The following is a 13,191-nucleotide window of genomic DNA, read 5'->3' as shown; positions in this document are numbered from 1 at the left end:
TCATGGCAAGCACCAAATTCACACCCGGCACGGGCGATTCCGTCCCTGAAGCGGCGTCCGCCAGCGTCACGCGCAGCCGCTACGACAAGCTGTACACGGGAGAGGGCGCGATCGACTTCATCGGCCGCTCGAAGCTGTGGTACGGCATCACCTTCGCGCTGGTGGTCATCGCGCTGGCCGCCATGCTCCTGCGCGGGTTCAACCTGGGCATCGACTTCGAGGGCGGGACGAAGATGTCCATGCCCGCCGGCGACCTAGTGGCCGAGGACGTGGAAGAGACGTTCATCGAGGCGACCGGAGTCACCCCGGAGCTGACGCAGATCATCGGCGCCGGCGACGCGCGCACGCTGGAAATCAACTCGGAGCACCTCACGCAGGACCAGATTGACCAGGCCCGCCAAGCCATCTTCGAGGAGCACCAGCCGCTCGACTCCGAGGGAAACGTCAGCCCCGACGCCATCGGCGACTCGACGGTTTCCGAGTCCTGGGGCTCGACCATCACCCAGCGCATGATCCTCGCGATGGGTGTTTTCCTGCTCGCCGCCGCAGCCTACGTGGCCCTGCGCCTCGAGCGGGAGATGGCCGTGGCCGCGATGGCGGCCCTGCTTATCGACGGCGTCCTGATCATGGGCATCTACGCCCTCTTCGGCCTGGAGATCACACCCGCGATGGTCATCGGCCTGCTCACGGTTTTGACCTTCTCCATCTACGACACGGTGATCGTCTTCGACAAGGTGCGCGAGAACACGGCCGGGGTGCTCGACTCGCGCCGCACCACGTACGCGGAGGAGGCCAACCTGGCGGTCAACCAGACCGTCATGCGCTCCATCTCCACATCCGTCATCTCCGCGCTGCCCATCGTGGCGCTGATGGTGGTGGCCGTGTGGATGATGGGCGTGGGCACCCTGCGGGACCTGGCCCTGATCCAGCTCATAGGCGTTATTGAGGGCATCTTCTCCTCCCTCTTCCTGGCAACCCCGATTCTGGTGTCCCTGATCAACCGGCAAAAGAAGTACCAGGAGCACAACCGCGAGGTGCAGGAGTTCCGGGAGGGCCGCGGCGCGGACGGGGATGCCGGTGAGGAGATCACCGGCTCCAAGCGCACGGTCGCCGCGCCCGCATCCGCTCCCGCTGCCCCCAACCAGGCCGCACCGACTGGGCAGACCGGGCAGACCGGGCCCACCACAGCGTCGTGGCGCCCCACGTCACGTTGATGGGACGGCGTGCCGTGCGCAGTTCCCACCCGCTGATGCGCAAGCTTTTCGCGCTTACGGTCGCGGTCACCGCCGCGACAGCAGGGGCGGTCGCGTGCGCGACGCCGGGCAGCGACACGTCGGCCGAGCAGGAGGCGAGCCAGTTCGCCTACCAGATCCCGGGCAGCGTGAGCACCATCAACGCCGGGTCCGACGTCGGTGTGTCCGAGTTCGCGCAGATGGTCTCGGGGCGCGTGTACCCCGGCGTGTTTGTCGCTGGCCCCAGCGGTCAGATGATCCCAAACACGGATCTCGTGCGCACCCAGGCGTTGCCCGGCGCCCAGCGCATTGTGCAGTACCAGCTCGCGCCCGAGGCGGTGTTTTCCGACGGCGCGCCCGTGACCTGCACCGACTATTTGCTCACCTTCACCGCGGGGAAGAACCCGGAGATCTTCGGCTCGCACATGCCGCTTTTCGACGATGCCGAGCGCCTCAACTGCCAGCCCGGCGCCAAGAACTTCGACGTCGTCTTCGCCGAGGGCCGGGGCGCGAGGTGGCGGGAGCTGTTCGGCCCCGGCACCGTCATGCCCGCCCATGCGGTGGCGTCGAGGGTGAACATGGACGAGGCGGGGCTCAACGCGGAACTGAATTCTGGCAACCCCGAGTCGCTGCGCCGCATCGCCAGGGAGTGGCACGACGGTTTCAACCTGGACACCTTCGACCCGGCGATGCACGTCTCCTTCGGGCCGTATGTGCTCGACAGCGTGGGGGAGGCCGGCCAGGTGACGTTGGTGGCCAACGAGCACTACTACGGCGACGTGCCCCTGACCGACGAGATCGTCGTGTGGCCGGGCACGGCAGACTCCGCGGAGCTGAACGCCACCGGTAATCTCCGCATTGCGGACGTCAGCGAGGCAGACCCGCAGTGGCTCGACCGCAACGCGGAGGGCAACGCGCTGGACGTGACCTCGACGGAGGGGGCGCTGACGGATTCGCTCACCTTCGAAGATTTTGGGCCGTGGTCGTACCACGAGCGCAGGCGGGCGCTGGCGAAGTGCGTGGATCCGCGGGCCGTGGCCGCAGCGTCGAGTGCGGAGGCGGGCGTCGAGGTGCCTGCGACAACCGTGCACGTCGTCGCACACAACGACCCGCTGGCGAAGCGTTTCGATGACATCGCCGCGCCCCACATGGACGTCGACGTGGAAGGCGCGCGCTCGCTGGCGGGCCTTGAGCTGCGGATCGGGTACGCGCAGGCGTCGACACGCATGGCGGCGATGGTGGAGGCCATCCGCGACTCGTGCGAGGCTGCCGGCGTGACAGTGACGGACGTGACCGCCACAACCGGAGAGACCAAGACCCTGCGGGACATCGGGCGCGTCGAGATCGACGAGTGGGGCGCGGAGACCGGCGTGGAGGGGACCGTGGACGCGGTGCTGCGCCCGGTGAATCCGCAGACCGAATACGGCGGCCTCGGCGCGCGCACCCCGGACGTTGACGCGATGCGGGAGGCGGAGACCAAGCTGTGGGAGACGCTGCCCAGCCTGCCGCTGGCGGCGCAGCCGAGGTCATTCGCAATAGACCGGAACCTGACAAACGTTATTGTGTACACAGGCCCAACTGGCATCGGTTGGAACATGGACCGGTGGCAGCTGCGCCCGCCGTCCACTGACGCCACCACCCAGTAACGCATCCCCTAACGACCTCTAGATAACGAAGTGAAGCGAGGACACGCAGTGCCCATCCAACCCCCCGCGACCGGCCGATACGCAACCGCCCGCGACGCTCTACACGCCAAGATCCGCAAGGTTCAGGACTTCCCGGAACCCGGCGTGCTGTTCGAGGACCTGACACCCGTGCTGGCCGACGGCGAGGCGCTGACCGTGGTGATCCGCGAGCTGGCCGAGACGAGCCGGGCGTTCGGAGCGGACCTGATCGGCGGGCTGGACGCGCGCGGCTTCCTCATCGGCTCCGCCGTGGCCTACGAGCTCGGTCTGGGCATCCTGGCCATCCGCAAGAAGGGCAAGCTGCCGCCGCCCGTGATCACGGAGGAGTACCAGACCGAATAAAGCTCAGCGGCGCTGGAAGTTCCCGCCGAGGGCATCGACTTCGCGGGCCGGAAAGTCGTGCTTATCGACGACGTCCTGGCCACCGGCGGCACTCTCGTGGCCGCGAGTGAGTTGATCGAACGCGCCGGTGGTAGCGTCGTTGGATACGCAGTTGTCCTCGAGGTCGAAGGCCTCGGAGGGCGCGCAAGGCTCGGCGACGCCCCTCTGGTCGTCCTCGAGCACGAGCGCTAGAGACTTAAGGCGTCGATAAGCGAGAAAGGGCCCGCGATGGCGAACGAGAAGGTGCAGAAGCGCTCGGGCTCGAGCGTGCGCAGCGTTTCGGCCCGGTTGGCCCGTTCCCTGACGGGCGGGCGCGCCCGGGTCAACCCGGTGCTCGACCCGCTCATGACCATCCACCGCCGCTACCACCCGAAGGCGAGCGCGGACCTGCTCAACCGCGCGTACGACACGGCCGAGCGCTTGCACGAGGGCGTGACCCGCAAGTCGGGCGACCCGTACATCACCCACCCGCTGGCGGTGGCCACCATCTGCGCCGAGATCGGCATGGACACCACGACGCTGGTTGCCGCGCTGCTGCACGACACGGTGGAGGACACGGACTACTCGCTCGCCGACCTCACCGAGGACTTCGGGCCCGAGGTAGCCAAGCTTGTCGACGGCGTGACCAAGCTGGACAAGGTCGCACTCGGCGCGGCCGCCGAGGCGGAGACGATCCGGAAGATGATCGTCGCGATGGCCGAGGACCCCCGCGTGCTCGTGATCAAGGTGGCGGACCGGCTGCACAACATGCGCACGATGCGTTTCCTCCCGCCGGAGAAACAGGCCAAGAAGGCGCGGGAAACGCTCGACGTCATCGCGCCGCTGGCGCACCGCCTGGGGATGGCGAGCGTGAAGTGGGAACTCGAAGACCTCGCCTTCGCGATTCTCTACCCCCGCAAGTACGAGGAGATCGTCCGCCTCGTCGCCGACCGCGCGCCCTCGCGCGACCGGGCGCTGCGCGAGATCACGGAGCAGCTGCAGGCGGAATTCAAGTCCAACGGCATCACCACCGAGGTAATGGGCCGGCCGAAGCACTACTGGTCGATCTACCAGAAGATGGTGGTGCGCGGCCACGAGTTCGACGAAATCTTCGACCTGGTCGGCATCCGGGTGCTGGTGGACAGCATCCACGACTGCTACGCGGCGATCGGCGTGGTGCACTCGCTGTACTCGGTGATGCCGGGGCGGTTCAAGGACTACATCTCGAACCCGCGGTTCGGCGTGTACCAGTCGCTGCACACCACGGTGATGACCGACAGCGGGCGCCCGCTCGAGGTGCAGGTGCGCACGCACGAGATGCACTACAACGCCGAATTCGGCGTCGCGGCGCACTGGCGCTACAAGGAGACGAAGGGCTCCCACAAGGGAGACCAGGCCGAGGTGGACCAGATGGCGTGGATGCGCCAGCTGCTGGACTGGCAGAAAGAGGCCGCCGACCCGAACGAGTTCCTCGACTCCCTGCGCTACGACCTCACATCCCAGCAGATCTTCGCCTTCACCCCGAAGGGCGACGTGGTGAACCTCCCGGCGGGGTCGACCCCGGTGGACTTCGCCTACGCCGTGCACACGGAAGTGGGGCACCGGTGCATCGGCGCGAAGGTCAACGGCAAACTGGTCGCGCTGGAATCGGAGCTGACCTCGGGCGACCGTGTGGAGATCTTCACCTCTAAGGACGAGAACGCCGGTCCGTCGCGGGACTGGCAGGAGTTTGTGGTCTCGCCACGGGCGCGCACAAAAATCCGCCAATGGTTTGCCAAGGAGCGGCGGGAGGAGCACCTGGAAGCCGGGCGCGACGCCCTCGCGGCGGAGGTGCAGCGCGGGGGTCTGCCCATGCACCGGCTGTTCACGGCCGAATCCATGCGCCAAATCACCCAGCGCCTGCACTACCCAGACGTGGATGCGCTTTATACGGCGATCGGCGCCGGAACCGTGTCCGCGCAGCACGTGACCCGGATGCTCACGGAGCTCTTCGGGGACGAGGAAGACGCGGTTGATGCGTTGGCTGCCCGCACCCCAATGTCCGAGCTCGTCCGCTCGAAGGCGGCGGCCTCCGGGGCGGGCATCCTAGTCGACGGCAGCCCCGACATGCTGGCCAAACTCGCCAAATGCTGCCAACCGGTGCCGGGGGATCAGATCTTCGGGTTTGTCACGCGCGGCGGGGGAGTGTCGGTTCACCGCACAGATTGCACGAACGCGGCAAAGTTGAAGGAAGAACCGGAGCGCCTCATCAACGTGTCCTGGGCGGGGGCCGCGGCGCCCGGTGCCGCCTCCGAGGCGACGCTGCAGGTCGAGGCGCTCGACCGCCAGGGTCTCCTCGCCGAGATCACGGGGGTGCTCTCGGAGCAGCGGCTGCCGATTGTGACGTTGTCGTCCCAACTGGGCAACGACTACGTGGCCACCGTGCGTTTCACGGTGGTGGTGTCGGACACCAAGCAGCTCGGTTCGATCATGAATCAGGTGCGCAACATTGAGGGCGTGTTCGACATTTACCGGGTGACGGCCTAGGGGCTGCACCCGGCATGCAAAACGCCCGGCCGAACGGCCGGGCGGATGCGTGAGTAGCGCGTCGGTTCCCTAGAACTTGAAGGCCTGCGGGAAGTTCTTGGACACGAAGGTGAACAGGGTGCTCAGCACGCCGATGATCGCGGTGGCGACGCCGATCCACGCCTGGATCTGCTTCGGGTCGGAGGAGGCGTTGGCGGTCGTGGTCGGCTCGGCGGTCACCGTCTCGGTCACGGTGGTCGGCTCGGCGGTCACCGTCGTGGTCTCGATGACGGTGGTCGACGCGATCGTCACGGTGGTGGTCGGGGCGCCGGCCGCGGGGGTCTCGGTCGTGGTGTTGTCTTCCGCGTTAGCGGTGACACCGGCGGCGATGACGGCGCCAGCGGTGGCGACAGCAAGGAGGCTGTTACGGAGCTTCATGTGAAATCCTATCTGGAGGGCATCGAACGAACAGCGCTTACCATAACTGTTCCCAGGCGGTTCCGCAATACCGACACGTGTCGGACGCGTGTGATCACGGGCGTCGGCAAGCGTGCTAGCCCACAGCCGCCGACGTGATGGTGACCTCTTCCTTCGGCGCGCCGTCGGGCTGGTCGCCCTCGACACCGCTTTGCGCAATCGCGTCGAGGGTCTCGAGCCCGGTGTCGTCGATCTTTCCGAAGTAGGTGTAGAGCGGCGGAAGCGTTGAGTCGCGGTAGTTGAGGAAGAACTGCGAGCCGTTGGTGCCCGCTCCGGCGTTCGCCATGGCGATGGTGCCCCGCGGGTACGTCACCGGCGGCTCCTGTTGTAGCAGCATTTGCTTGTACTGCTCCACCTGGTCTCCGGGGAGGCCGGAGGGGATCTGTGACGTGTCGACGTTCTCGGCGACCTCGTCGGTCGGGTACTCGTTGGCAAACTGGAAACCGGGCCCGCCCGACCCGGTCCCCGTCGGGTCGCCGCACTGCAGCACCTTGAGCCCTTCGCCGGTGGTGAGGCGGTGGCAGACGGTGCCGTCGAAATAGCCCTCGGTGGCGAGGTACTCGATCGCGTTGACGGTGCACGGGGAGACGGAACGGTCCAGCTCCATGCCGATGGGGCCAGCGGAGGTGTCCAGCGTGACGTTCACCGTGCCCGTCGCGGAGACGTCGTCGGTGGGAGGCACCCCCACGAAGTGCTCCGATTGCTCGTCCTGCACGTCGTAGGTGCAGTTGACGGAAGCGGGCAGGGCGGTGGCGCGCGACAGTGACAGCGGCTCCGCCTCGGCGGGAGTGTCGGTGGAGGTCTCCTCCGTCGTGGACTCACCCGAGGCGGTGACGTCCTCGCCGTCGCCGTTCTGGTTGGCCAGGAAGAAGATGCCGCCGCCGACGGCTGCGATCACCGCGACGGAGGCGGCGGCGACGGCCCACGGGCGGGACTTGTCCTTGCGGTCCCGGGCGTTGAGCTCCTTCTCCAGATCCCGCAGCGCCTGCTTCCCGCGCTGTTCGTTCGTGAGCTTTTCTGTCACGGCATCCTCGCTTGTTGTCGGCATGTTGTCGTTGGGCTCAAGTAAGCGGTTCCTCAGCCTAGCAGCGCCAGCGCTTGCTCCGCCCCAACCCCCAGTGACGGGGCGGCGGTGGCAAGCCTGTGGCGGCCGCGTTTCGCAAACACTACGTTTGTACACATGGCAAACGTGACCTACAAGGGCAACCACACAACCACCTGCGGCGAACTGCCCGCCGAGGGTGAGAAGCTCCCCGCCTTCGAGCTCATCGGGGGAGACCTGTCGGCGGTGAGTCCCGACGACTTCGCCGGAAAGCGCCTCGTTCTCAACATTTTCCCGTCCCTGGACACTGGCGTTTGCGCGGCTTCGGTGCGGGCCTTCGACAAGCTCGCGTCCGGGATGAACAACACGGCAGTGGTCTGCATCTCTGAAGACCTGCCGTTCGCTCACCGGCGCTTCTGCGCGGCCGAGGGGATCGAGAACGTGACCACGGCGTCGGCGTTCCGCTCCGCGTTCGGCGAGGACTTCGGCGTGAGGCTCGAGGGCTCCCCGCTCAGGGGTCTGCTCGCCCGCGCCGTCGTGGTCACCGACGCCGCCCACAACGTCGTGTACACCCAGCTGGTCGACGAGGTGAGCAACGAGCCCGATTACGATGCGGCCGAGGCTGCTCTGAACGGCACCTCCTCGGCGGGGGCGTAGCCGGGGTGCAGATCACCGGCTTCGCGGCGGGCCCGCTGCAGACGAACTGCTACATCGTGGTTAACGAGGACACGGGGCAGGCGGCCGTCGTGGACCCGAGCTACGGGGCGCACTCCCGGGTGGAACAGTTCTGCGCCGAGCACGGGGTGACCGTCGTCGCGGTCATTCTCACCCACGGGCACATCGACCACATCCGCGACGCCGGTGCTTTCGGGGTGGAGGCGTTCATCCACCCCGATGACGCGTTCATGCTGGACGGGCGCGCCGGCACGGAGCGGCTGTGCGTCCCCTTCGACGTGGACAACATGGAGCCGGTCAGGCACGTCACCCACGTCCACGACGGCGACAAGGTCACCGTGGCGGGCATCGGCTTTACCATCCGCCACGCCCCGGGCCACTCGCCGGGCAGCGCGCTGTGGGTGCACGAGGATTTCGCGCTCACGGGCGACGTGCTCTTCCAAGGCTCCATTGGCCGCACCGACCTGCCGTTTTCCGACGACGCAGCAATGCAGGAATCGCTGCGCGGCCCGGTGTGGGATCTCGACGACCGCCTTCCCGTGCTGCCCGGCCACGGACCGACGACCACGATGGCGCACGAGCGGGCCACGAACCAGTACCTGCGGGCGGCCAACCACAACCGCTGACTAGACTCGTTGCCCGTGAGCGAGAACAGCAAATTCCAGGCACTGTCCGCGCCGAAAGGCGTTCCCGACTACGTCCCGCCGGCGTCGGCGACGTTTATCAGGGTGCGCGACGAGTTCGCCCGCCAGGCACGGCTAGCCGGCTACCAGCACATTGAGCTGCCGGTATTCGAGGACACCTCCCTGTTCGCGCGCGGCGTCGGCGAATCCACGGACGTGGTGTCCAAAGAGATGTACACCTTCGCGGACAGGGGTGACCGGTCGGTGACTCTGCGCCCCGAGGGCACGGCGGGCGTGATGCGCGCAGTCATCGAGCACAACCTGGACCGCGGCTACCTGCCGGTCAAGCTGAACTACTACGGCCCCTTTTTCCGCTACGAGCGCCCCCAGGCCGGCCGTTACCGCCAGCTGCAGCAGGTCGGCGTCGAAGCGATTGGCGTGGATGATCCGCTTCTCGACGCCGAGGTGATCGCGCTGGCCGACCGTTGTTACCGCGCGGTGGGGTTGACGGGGTTCCGCCTCGAGCTCACCAGCCTGGGGGACAACACCTGCCGCCCCGCCTACCGCGAGAAGCTGCAGGAGTTCCTGTTTGCCCTGTCGCTGGACGAGGAGACCCGGCGCCGCGCCGAGATCAACCCTCTGCGCGTGCTGGATGACAAGCGCCCCGAGGTCCAGGAGATGACCGCGGACGCGCCGCTGATGCTCGACTACCTCTCCGAGGAGTCGCGCGCGCACTTCGACACCGTCACCTCCACGCTGGATGCGATGGGCGTGCCGTATGTGATCAACCCGCGCATGGTGCGCGGGCTGGACTATTACACCAAGACCACGTTCGAGTTCGTCCACGATGGCCTGGGCGCCCAGTCGGGCATCGGCGGCGGTGGGCGCTACGACGGCCTGATGGCCCAAATCGGCGGCCAGGACCTCTCCGGCATCGGGTTCGGCCTGGGCGTCGACCGCACCGTGCTCGCGCTCGAGGCAGAGGGCGTGAGCTTGGACGGCGTCGAGCGGCGCGTGGATGTGTTCGGCGTCGCCATCGGCGAGGAGGCGTCCGCGCACATGAGCCTGCTTATCGACGACCTCCGGGCCTCCGGCATAGCGGCCGACATGTCGTACGGCGGCCGCGGTCTCAAGGGCGCGATGAAGGGTGCCGACCGGGCGGGTGCGAAGTTCGCGCTGGTGCTGGGAGAACGCGAGCTGGAGGACAGCGAAATCGCGGTGAAGAACCTCGCCGACCACACGCAGGTGACGGTGCCGCTGAACATTGAGGCCGTTACCGCGGCGGTGCGGGGGCAGGGCGCCTAAGGTCCCGCCCGCTCCGCCCGGCTAGCACTCGGTGATGTTGACGGGCAGGCCGAGCTGGACGGCGAGCCCGCCCATGGAGGTCTCCTTGTACTTCGTCATCATGTCGCGCCCTGTGGCGGCCATGGTTTCCACGACGTCGTCGAGGGTGACGATGTTGGTGCCGTCGCCAAGCTTGGCCAAACGGGCGGCGTTGATGGCTTTGACGCCGCCGATGGCGTTGCGCTCGATGCAGGGCACCTGCACGAGCCCGCCGACGGGGTCGCAGGTCAGGCCGAGGTTGTGTTCGAGGGCGATCTCGGCGGCGTTTTCTACCTGCTCGGGCGAGCCGCCGAGGATGGCGCACATGCCCGCCGCGGCCATCGCGGACGCGGAGCCGACCTCGCCTTGGCAGCCGACCTCGGCGCCGGAAATGGACGCGTTGGTCTTGATGATCACCCCGATCGCCCCCGCGGTGAGCAGAAACTCGCGGGCGCGCGCGCTCGTGAAGCCCTCAGTGAAGTCGCGGCAGTAGTGCATCACGGCGGGGATAATGCCGGCTGCCCCGTTGGTGGGGGCGGTGACAATGCGCCCGTGGGCGGCGTTTTCCTCGTTGACGGCTAGGGCGAAGAGGTTGACCCATTCCATCGCGTCCAGCCCGCGCGAGGTCGACTCCTCGTACTCGGCGGTCAGGAGGCGGTAGAGGCGCGGCGCCCGGCGGGTCACTCCGAGCCCGCCCGGCAGGATCCCCTCGGCCTTGAGCCCGTCAGACACACACTCCTGCATGACGTCCCATACGAGGTCGAGGTGCGTGCTCACGGTGTCCCAGCCGTGCAGTGCCTCCTCGTTGGCGCGCATCACCTCGGCGACGGTCATCCCGTTAGCGCGGCAGTGCTCCATGAGCTGCTCGCCGGAGTGGAACTCAAAGGGGATGGTGCCCTCGGGCTGTTGGGTGGACACCCCGGCCTTGTTGCGGTGCGCCTCCATGCCCTCGCGGTCGAGGATGAAGCCGCCGCCGACGGAGTAGTACTCCTTGCGGGAGGTGATGCGGTTGCCCTCGGCGTCCCACGCGTCGAAGATGAGGCAGTTCGGGTGCTGGGCGACCGGCTTGTGGTTGAACGCGACCTCGTACTCCACGCTGCCCGCCGGCCCCTCGATCGTGCTCCTCTCGGGGATGCGCTCGCCGGGTGCGGGGGAGATGTCGGGCGTGGTGGTCAGGGGAGTGTATCCCACCAGCCCGAGGAGTACCGCGCGGTCGGTCCCGTGCCCCACGCCCGTCGCGGCCAGCGAGCCGCGCAGCTCCACGGCCACGCGGGCCGGCAGCCCGCCCAGGGATTCCACAAACGCCATCGCCGCGCGCATCGGGCCGACGGTGTGGCTTGATGACGGCCCGATGCCGATGCTGAACAGGTCGACGACACTGACAGTGTTTTGCGACATGCCGCGATGCTACCTCACACGCCTAATCGCCAGAGTGACCGCGCAGGAGCTGGGAGAACGGAACAAAGCCGTCCTCCACGTCCACTCCCGCCTTGCGCTTGCGCGGCGCCGCCTCCGGCTGGCCCACCGCGCCGGCGAGGCCCTCGACGGAGGCCTGGGTGGACACGATGAGCGCGGCCAGCTCGGAGGCCGCGCGGGCGGCCCGCTTGCTAAAGTCCGCGCCCCCCGCGCCGCCGAAGTCGTCGGTCGCGGCGAACAAGGCGGTGGGCACGACGACCGCGCGCATGTAAGCCAGAAGGGGGCGCAGGGCGTACTCCGTCACCAGCGAGTGCCGCGCCGTCCCCGCGGTGGCGGCGATGATGGTGGGCATGCCGTTGAGCGCGTCGGTGTCGAGGACGTCGAAAAACATCTTGAACAGCCCCGTGTAGCTCGCCTTGAACACAGGGGTGACGGCCACCAGGCCGTCCGCCTCGGAAAGCTGCCGCTTGACCTCGTCGAGGTGCGGGGTGGACAGCCCGGTTGTCATGTTCTGGGCGAGGTCGCCTGCGAGCTCGCGCAGCTCGAAGGTGGTCACCTCGAGTTTTTCGCCCCGCCCGCCGACAGCGGAGGCGACGGCCGAGGAGATGGCGTCGGCCACCTGGCGCGTCGTCGAGGGCGTCGACAAGCCCGCGGAAAGAACAACGAGCCGCTTCATCAGTCTCCCTCCCCGTCGTTGCCCGGGTTGACCTCGAAGTGCGGGAGCCGTACGCTCTCGCGCTTGGCGGCGAGCAGGGTGTCAAATGTCGGCGGATCGGACGGCACGTGCTCTGGGCGGCGCGCCTCCATGCGGCGGCGGACCTCGGGCACGACCTCCGTGGCCAGGATCTCGAGCTGGCGCAAAACGACCTCGAGGGGCAGGCCGGCGTGGTCGATGAGGAAGAGCTGGCGCTGGTAGTCGCCCACCCAGTCCGCGAACTGCATCGTCCGTTCGATGACCATCTCGGTGGTGCCGACGGTCAGGGGCGTGAGCTGGGTGAACTCCTCGAGCGACGGGCCGTGGCCGTAGACCGGGGCGTTGTCGAAGTACGGGCGGAACTCCTTCTTTGCCTGCTCCTCGGTCTCGGCGATGTAGACCTGACCGCCGAGGCCGACGATGGCCTGGTCCGCGCGGCCGTGGCCGTGGGCCTCGAAACGGCGGCGGTAGAGGTCGACCATGTTGGCGGTGTGCTCCTTGTTCCAGAAGATGTTGTTGTGGAAGAAGCCGTCGCCGTAGAACGCCGCCTGCTCCGCGATCTGCGGGGAGCGGATGGAGCCGTGCCACACGAAGGGGGGCACGCCTTCGAGCGGGGCAGGGGTAGCGGTGAACCCCTGCAGCGGGGTACGGAACTGGCCCTGCCAGTTAACTACCGGCTCGCGCCACAGGCGGCGCAGGAGGTGATAGTTCTCCACGGCCAGGGGGATGCCCTGGCGGATGTCCTTGCCGAACCAGGGGTAGACGGGACCGGTGTTGCCGCGGCCCATCATCAGGTCCATGCGGCCGCCGACAAGGTTCTGCAGGAAGGAGTAGTCCTCGGCGAGGCGAACCGGGTCGGTGGTGGTGATCAGCGTGGTCGCGGTGGACAGCTGGATGTTTTTCGTCTGCGCACCGATGTAGGCGAGGTGCGTTGTCGGGGCCGAGGGCACGAAAGGCGGGTTGTGGTGCTGCCCGGTGGCGAACACGTCGAGGCCCAGCTCATCGGCCTTCAGCGCGATGGCCGTCATGGCGTCGATGCGTTCCTTCTCGGTGGGCGTGGCGCCTGTGGTGGGGTCGGTGGTGACGTCACCGATGGTGAATACGCCGAACTGCATGGCTAAATACCTTTCCTTGGGGTGTTGGCCTCTACCCTACCCGA

The 13,191-nt window shown here is 67.7% G+C and carries 11 protein-coding genes and 1 pseudogene; 7 read left to right on the top strand and 5 right to left on the bottom strand.

Annotated features, from left to right (window positions below; all coding sequences use genetic code 11):
- Window positions 1-2 precede the first annotated feature (2 nt).
- The 4 genes and pseudogenes from secF to BLS40_RS03375 all read left to right on the top strand — a co-directional run bounded on the left by secF (window position 3) and on the right by BLS40_RS03375 (window position 5,803).
- Complete coding sequence (gene secF / locus BLS40_RS03390; protein ID WP_092148745.1) at window positions 3-1,214, top strand: protein translocase subunit SecF; 1,212 nt, start codon at window positions 3-5, stop codon at window positions 1,212-1,214.
- Between the two features lie 14 nt (window positions 1,215-1,228).
- A complete protein-coding gene (locus BLS40_RS03385; protein WP_231908503.1) occupies window positions 1,229-2,878 on the top strand; it encodes an ABC transporter substrate-binding protein in 1,650 nt (549 codons plus the stop codon).
- A 54-nt stretch (window positions 2,879-2,932) separates the two neighbouring features.
- A pseudogene (locus BLS40_RS03380) lies at window positions 2,933-3,490 on the top strand (adenine phosphoribosyltransferase).
- Window positions 3,491-3,526: 36 nt separating this feature from the next.
- Window positions 3,527-5,803 carry a RelA/SpoT family protein gene (locus tag BLS40_RS03375; RefSeq protein WP_092148738.1) on the top strand — a complete coding sequence of 759 codons (2,277 nt, stop codon included), beginning with the start codon at window positions 3,527-3,529 and terminating at the stop codon, window positions 5,801-5,803.
- A 69-nt stretch (window positions 5,804-5,872) separates the two neighbouring features.
- Here BLS40_RS03375 and BLS40_RS03370 read toward each other — a convergent pair whose 3' ends face one another.
- The gene (locus BLS40_RS03370; protein ID WP_092148736.1) at window positions 5,873-6,220 is read right to left on the bottom strand and encodes a hypothetical protein; all 348 of its coding nucleotides are present in this window, start codon (window positions 6,218-6,220) and stop codon (window positions 5,873-5,875) included.
- A 115-nt stretch (window positions 6,221-6,335) separates the two neighbouring features.
- A complete protein-coding gene (locus BLS40_RS03365; protein ID WP_231908502.1) occupies window positions 6,336-7,283 on the bottom strand; it encodes a peptidylprolyl isomerase in 948 nt (315 codons plus the stop codon).
- 156 nt (window positions 7,284-7,439) lie between these two features.
- Here BLS40_RS03365 and tpx point away from each other — a divergent pair, with 156 nt between their 5' ends.
- From tpx to hisS, 3 genes are read left to right on the top strand one after another with little or no spacing between them, the layout of a single operon-like run.
- A complete protein-coding gene (tpx, locus tag BLS40_RS03360; protein WP_092148730.1) occupies window positions 7,440-7,958 on the top strand; it encodes a thiol peroxidase in 519 nt (172 codons plus the stop codon).
- Between the two features lie 5 nt (window positions 7,959-7,963).
- Window positions 7,964-8,602 (top strand): MBL fold metallo-hydrolase, encoded by a 639-nt coding sequence (locus BLS40_RS03355; protein WP_092148727.1) that lies wholly within the window; start codon window positions 7,964-7,966, stop codon window positions 8,600-8,602.
- A 15-nt stretch (window positions 8,603-8,617) separates the two neighbouring features.
- Window positions 8,618-9,904 (top strand): histidine--tRNA ligase, encoded by a 1,287-nt coding sequence (gene hisS / locus BLS40_RS03350; protein ID WP_092148724.1) that lies wholly within the window; start codon window positions 8,618-8,620, stop codon window positions 9,902-9,904.
- Between the two features lie 21 nt (window positions 9,905-9,925).
- Here the strand turns inward: hisS and BLS40_RS03345 are convergent, their stop codons facing one another.
- Genes BLS40_RS03345 through BLS40_RS03335 form a run of 3 tightly spaced genes read right to left on the bottom strand, consistent with a single transcriptional unit; the run spans window position 9,926 to window position 13,147 of the window.
- Window positions 9,926-11,320 carry an L-serine ammonia-lyase gene (locus BLS40_RS03345; protein WP_092148721.1) on the bottom strand — a complete coding sequence of 465 codons (1,395 nt, stop codon included), beginning with the start codon at window positions 11,318-11,320 and terminating at the stop codon, window positions 9,926-9,928.
- Window positions 11,321-11,342: 22 nt separating this feature from the next.
- Window positions 11,343-12,014, bottom strand: coding sequence for an FMN reductase (locus tag BLS40_RS03340; protein ID WP_092148718.1), 672 nt, complete (start codon window positions 12,012-12,014; stop codon window positions 11,343-11,345).
- The gene (locus BLS40_RS03335; protein WP_092148715.1) at window positions 12,014-13,147 is read right to left on the bottom strand and encodes an LLM class flavin-dependent oxidoreductase; all 1,134 of its coding nucleotides are present in this window, start codon (window positions 13,145-13,147) and stop codon (window positions 12,014-12,016) included. The genes BLS40_RS03340 and BLS40_RS03335 overlap by 1 nt, the downstream gene beginning before the upstream one ends.
- Window positions 13,148-13,191: the final 44 nt, after the last annotated feature.

The organism is Corynebacterium mycetoides, from assembly GCF_900103625.1.
Classification (GTDB): Bacteria; Actinomycetota; Actinomycetes; order Mycobacteriales; family Mycobacteriaceae; genus Corynebacterium; species Corynebacterium mycetoides.
Note: the sequence above shows the minus strand (reverse complement) of the source record. Positions and strands in the feature narration are given on the sequence as shown.

Excerpts from the sequence above, each read along its gene's own strand:
- secF (WP_092148745.1), top strand. The coding sequence starts at position 3 with ATGGCAAGCACCAAATTCACACCCGGCACGGGCGATTCCGTCCCTGAA.
- BLS40_RS03375 (WP_092148738.1), top strand. The coding sequence starts at position 3,527 with ATGGCGAACGAGAAGGTGCAGAAGCGCTCGGGCTCGAGCGTGCGCAGC.
- BLS40_RS03370 (WP_092148736.1), bottom strand. The coding sequence starts at position 6,220 with ATGAAGCTCCGTAACAGCCTCCTTGCTGTCGCCACCGCTGGCGCCGTC.
- tpx (WP_092148730.1), top strand. The coding sequence starts at position 7,440 with ATGGCAAACGTGACCTACAAGGGCAACCACACAACCACCTGCGGCGAA.
- BLS40_RS03345 (WP_092148721.1), bottom strand. The coding sequence starts at position 11,320 with ATGTCGCAAAACACTGTCAGTGTCGTCGACCTGTTCAGCATCGGCATC.
- BLS40_RS03340 (WP_092148718.1), bottom strand. The coding sequence starts at position 12,014 with ATGAAGCGGCTCGTTGTTCTTTCCGCGGGCTTGTCGACGCCCTCGACG.
- BLS40_RS03335 (WP_092148715.1), bottom strand. The coding sequence starts at position 13,147 with ATGCAGTTCGGCGTATTCACCATCGGTGACGTCACCACCGACCCCACC.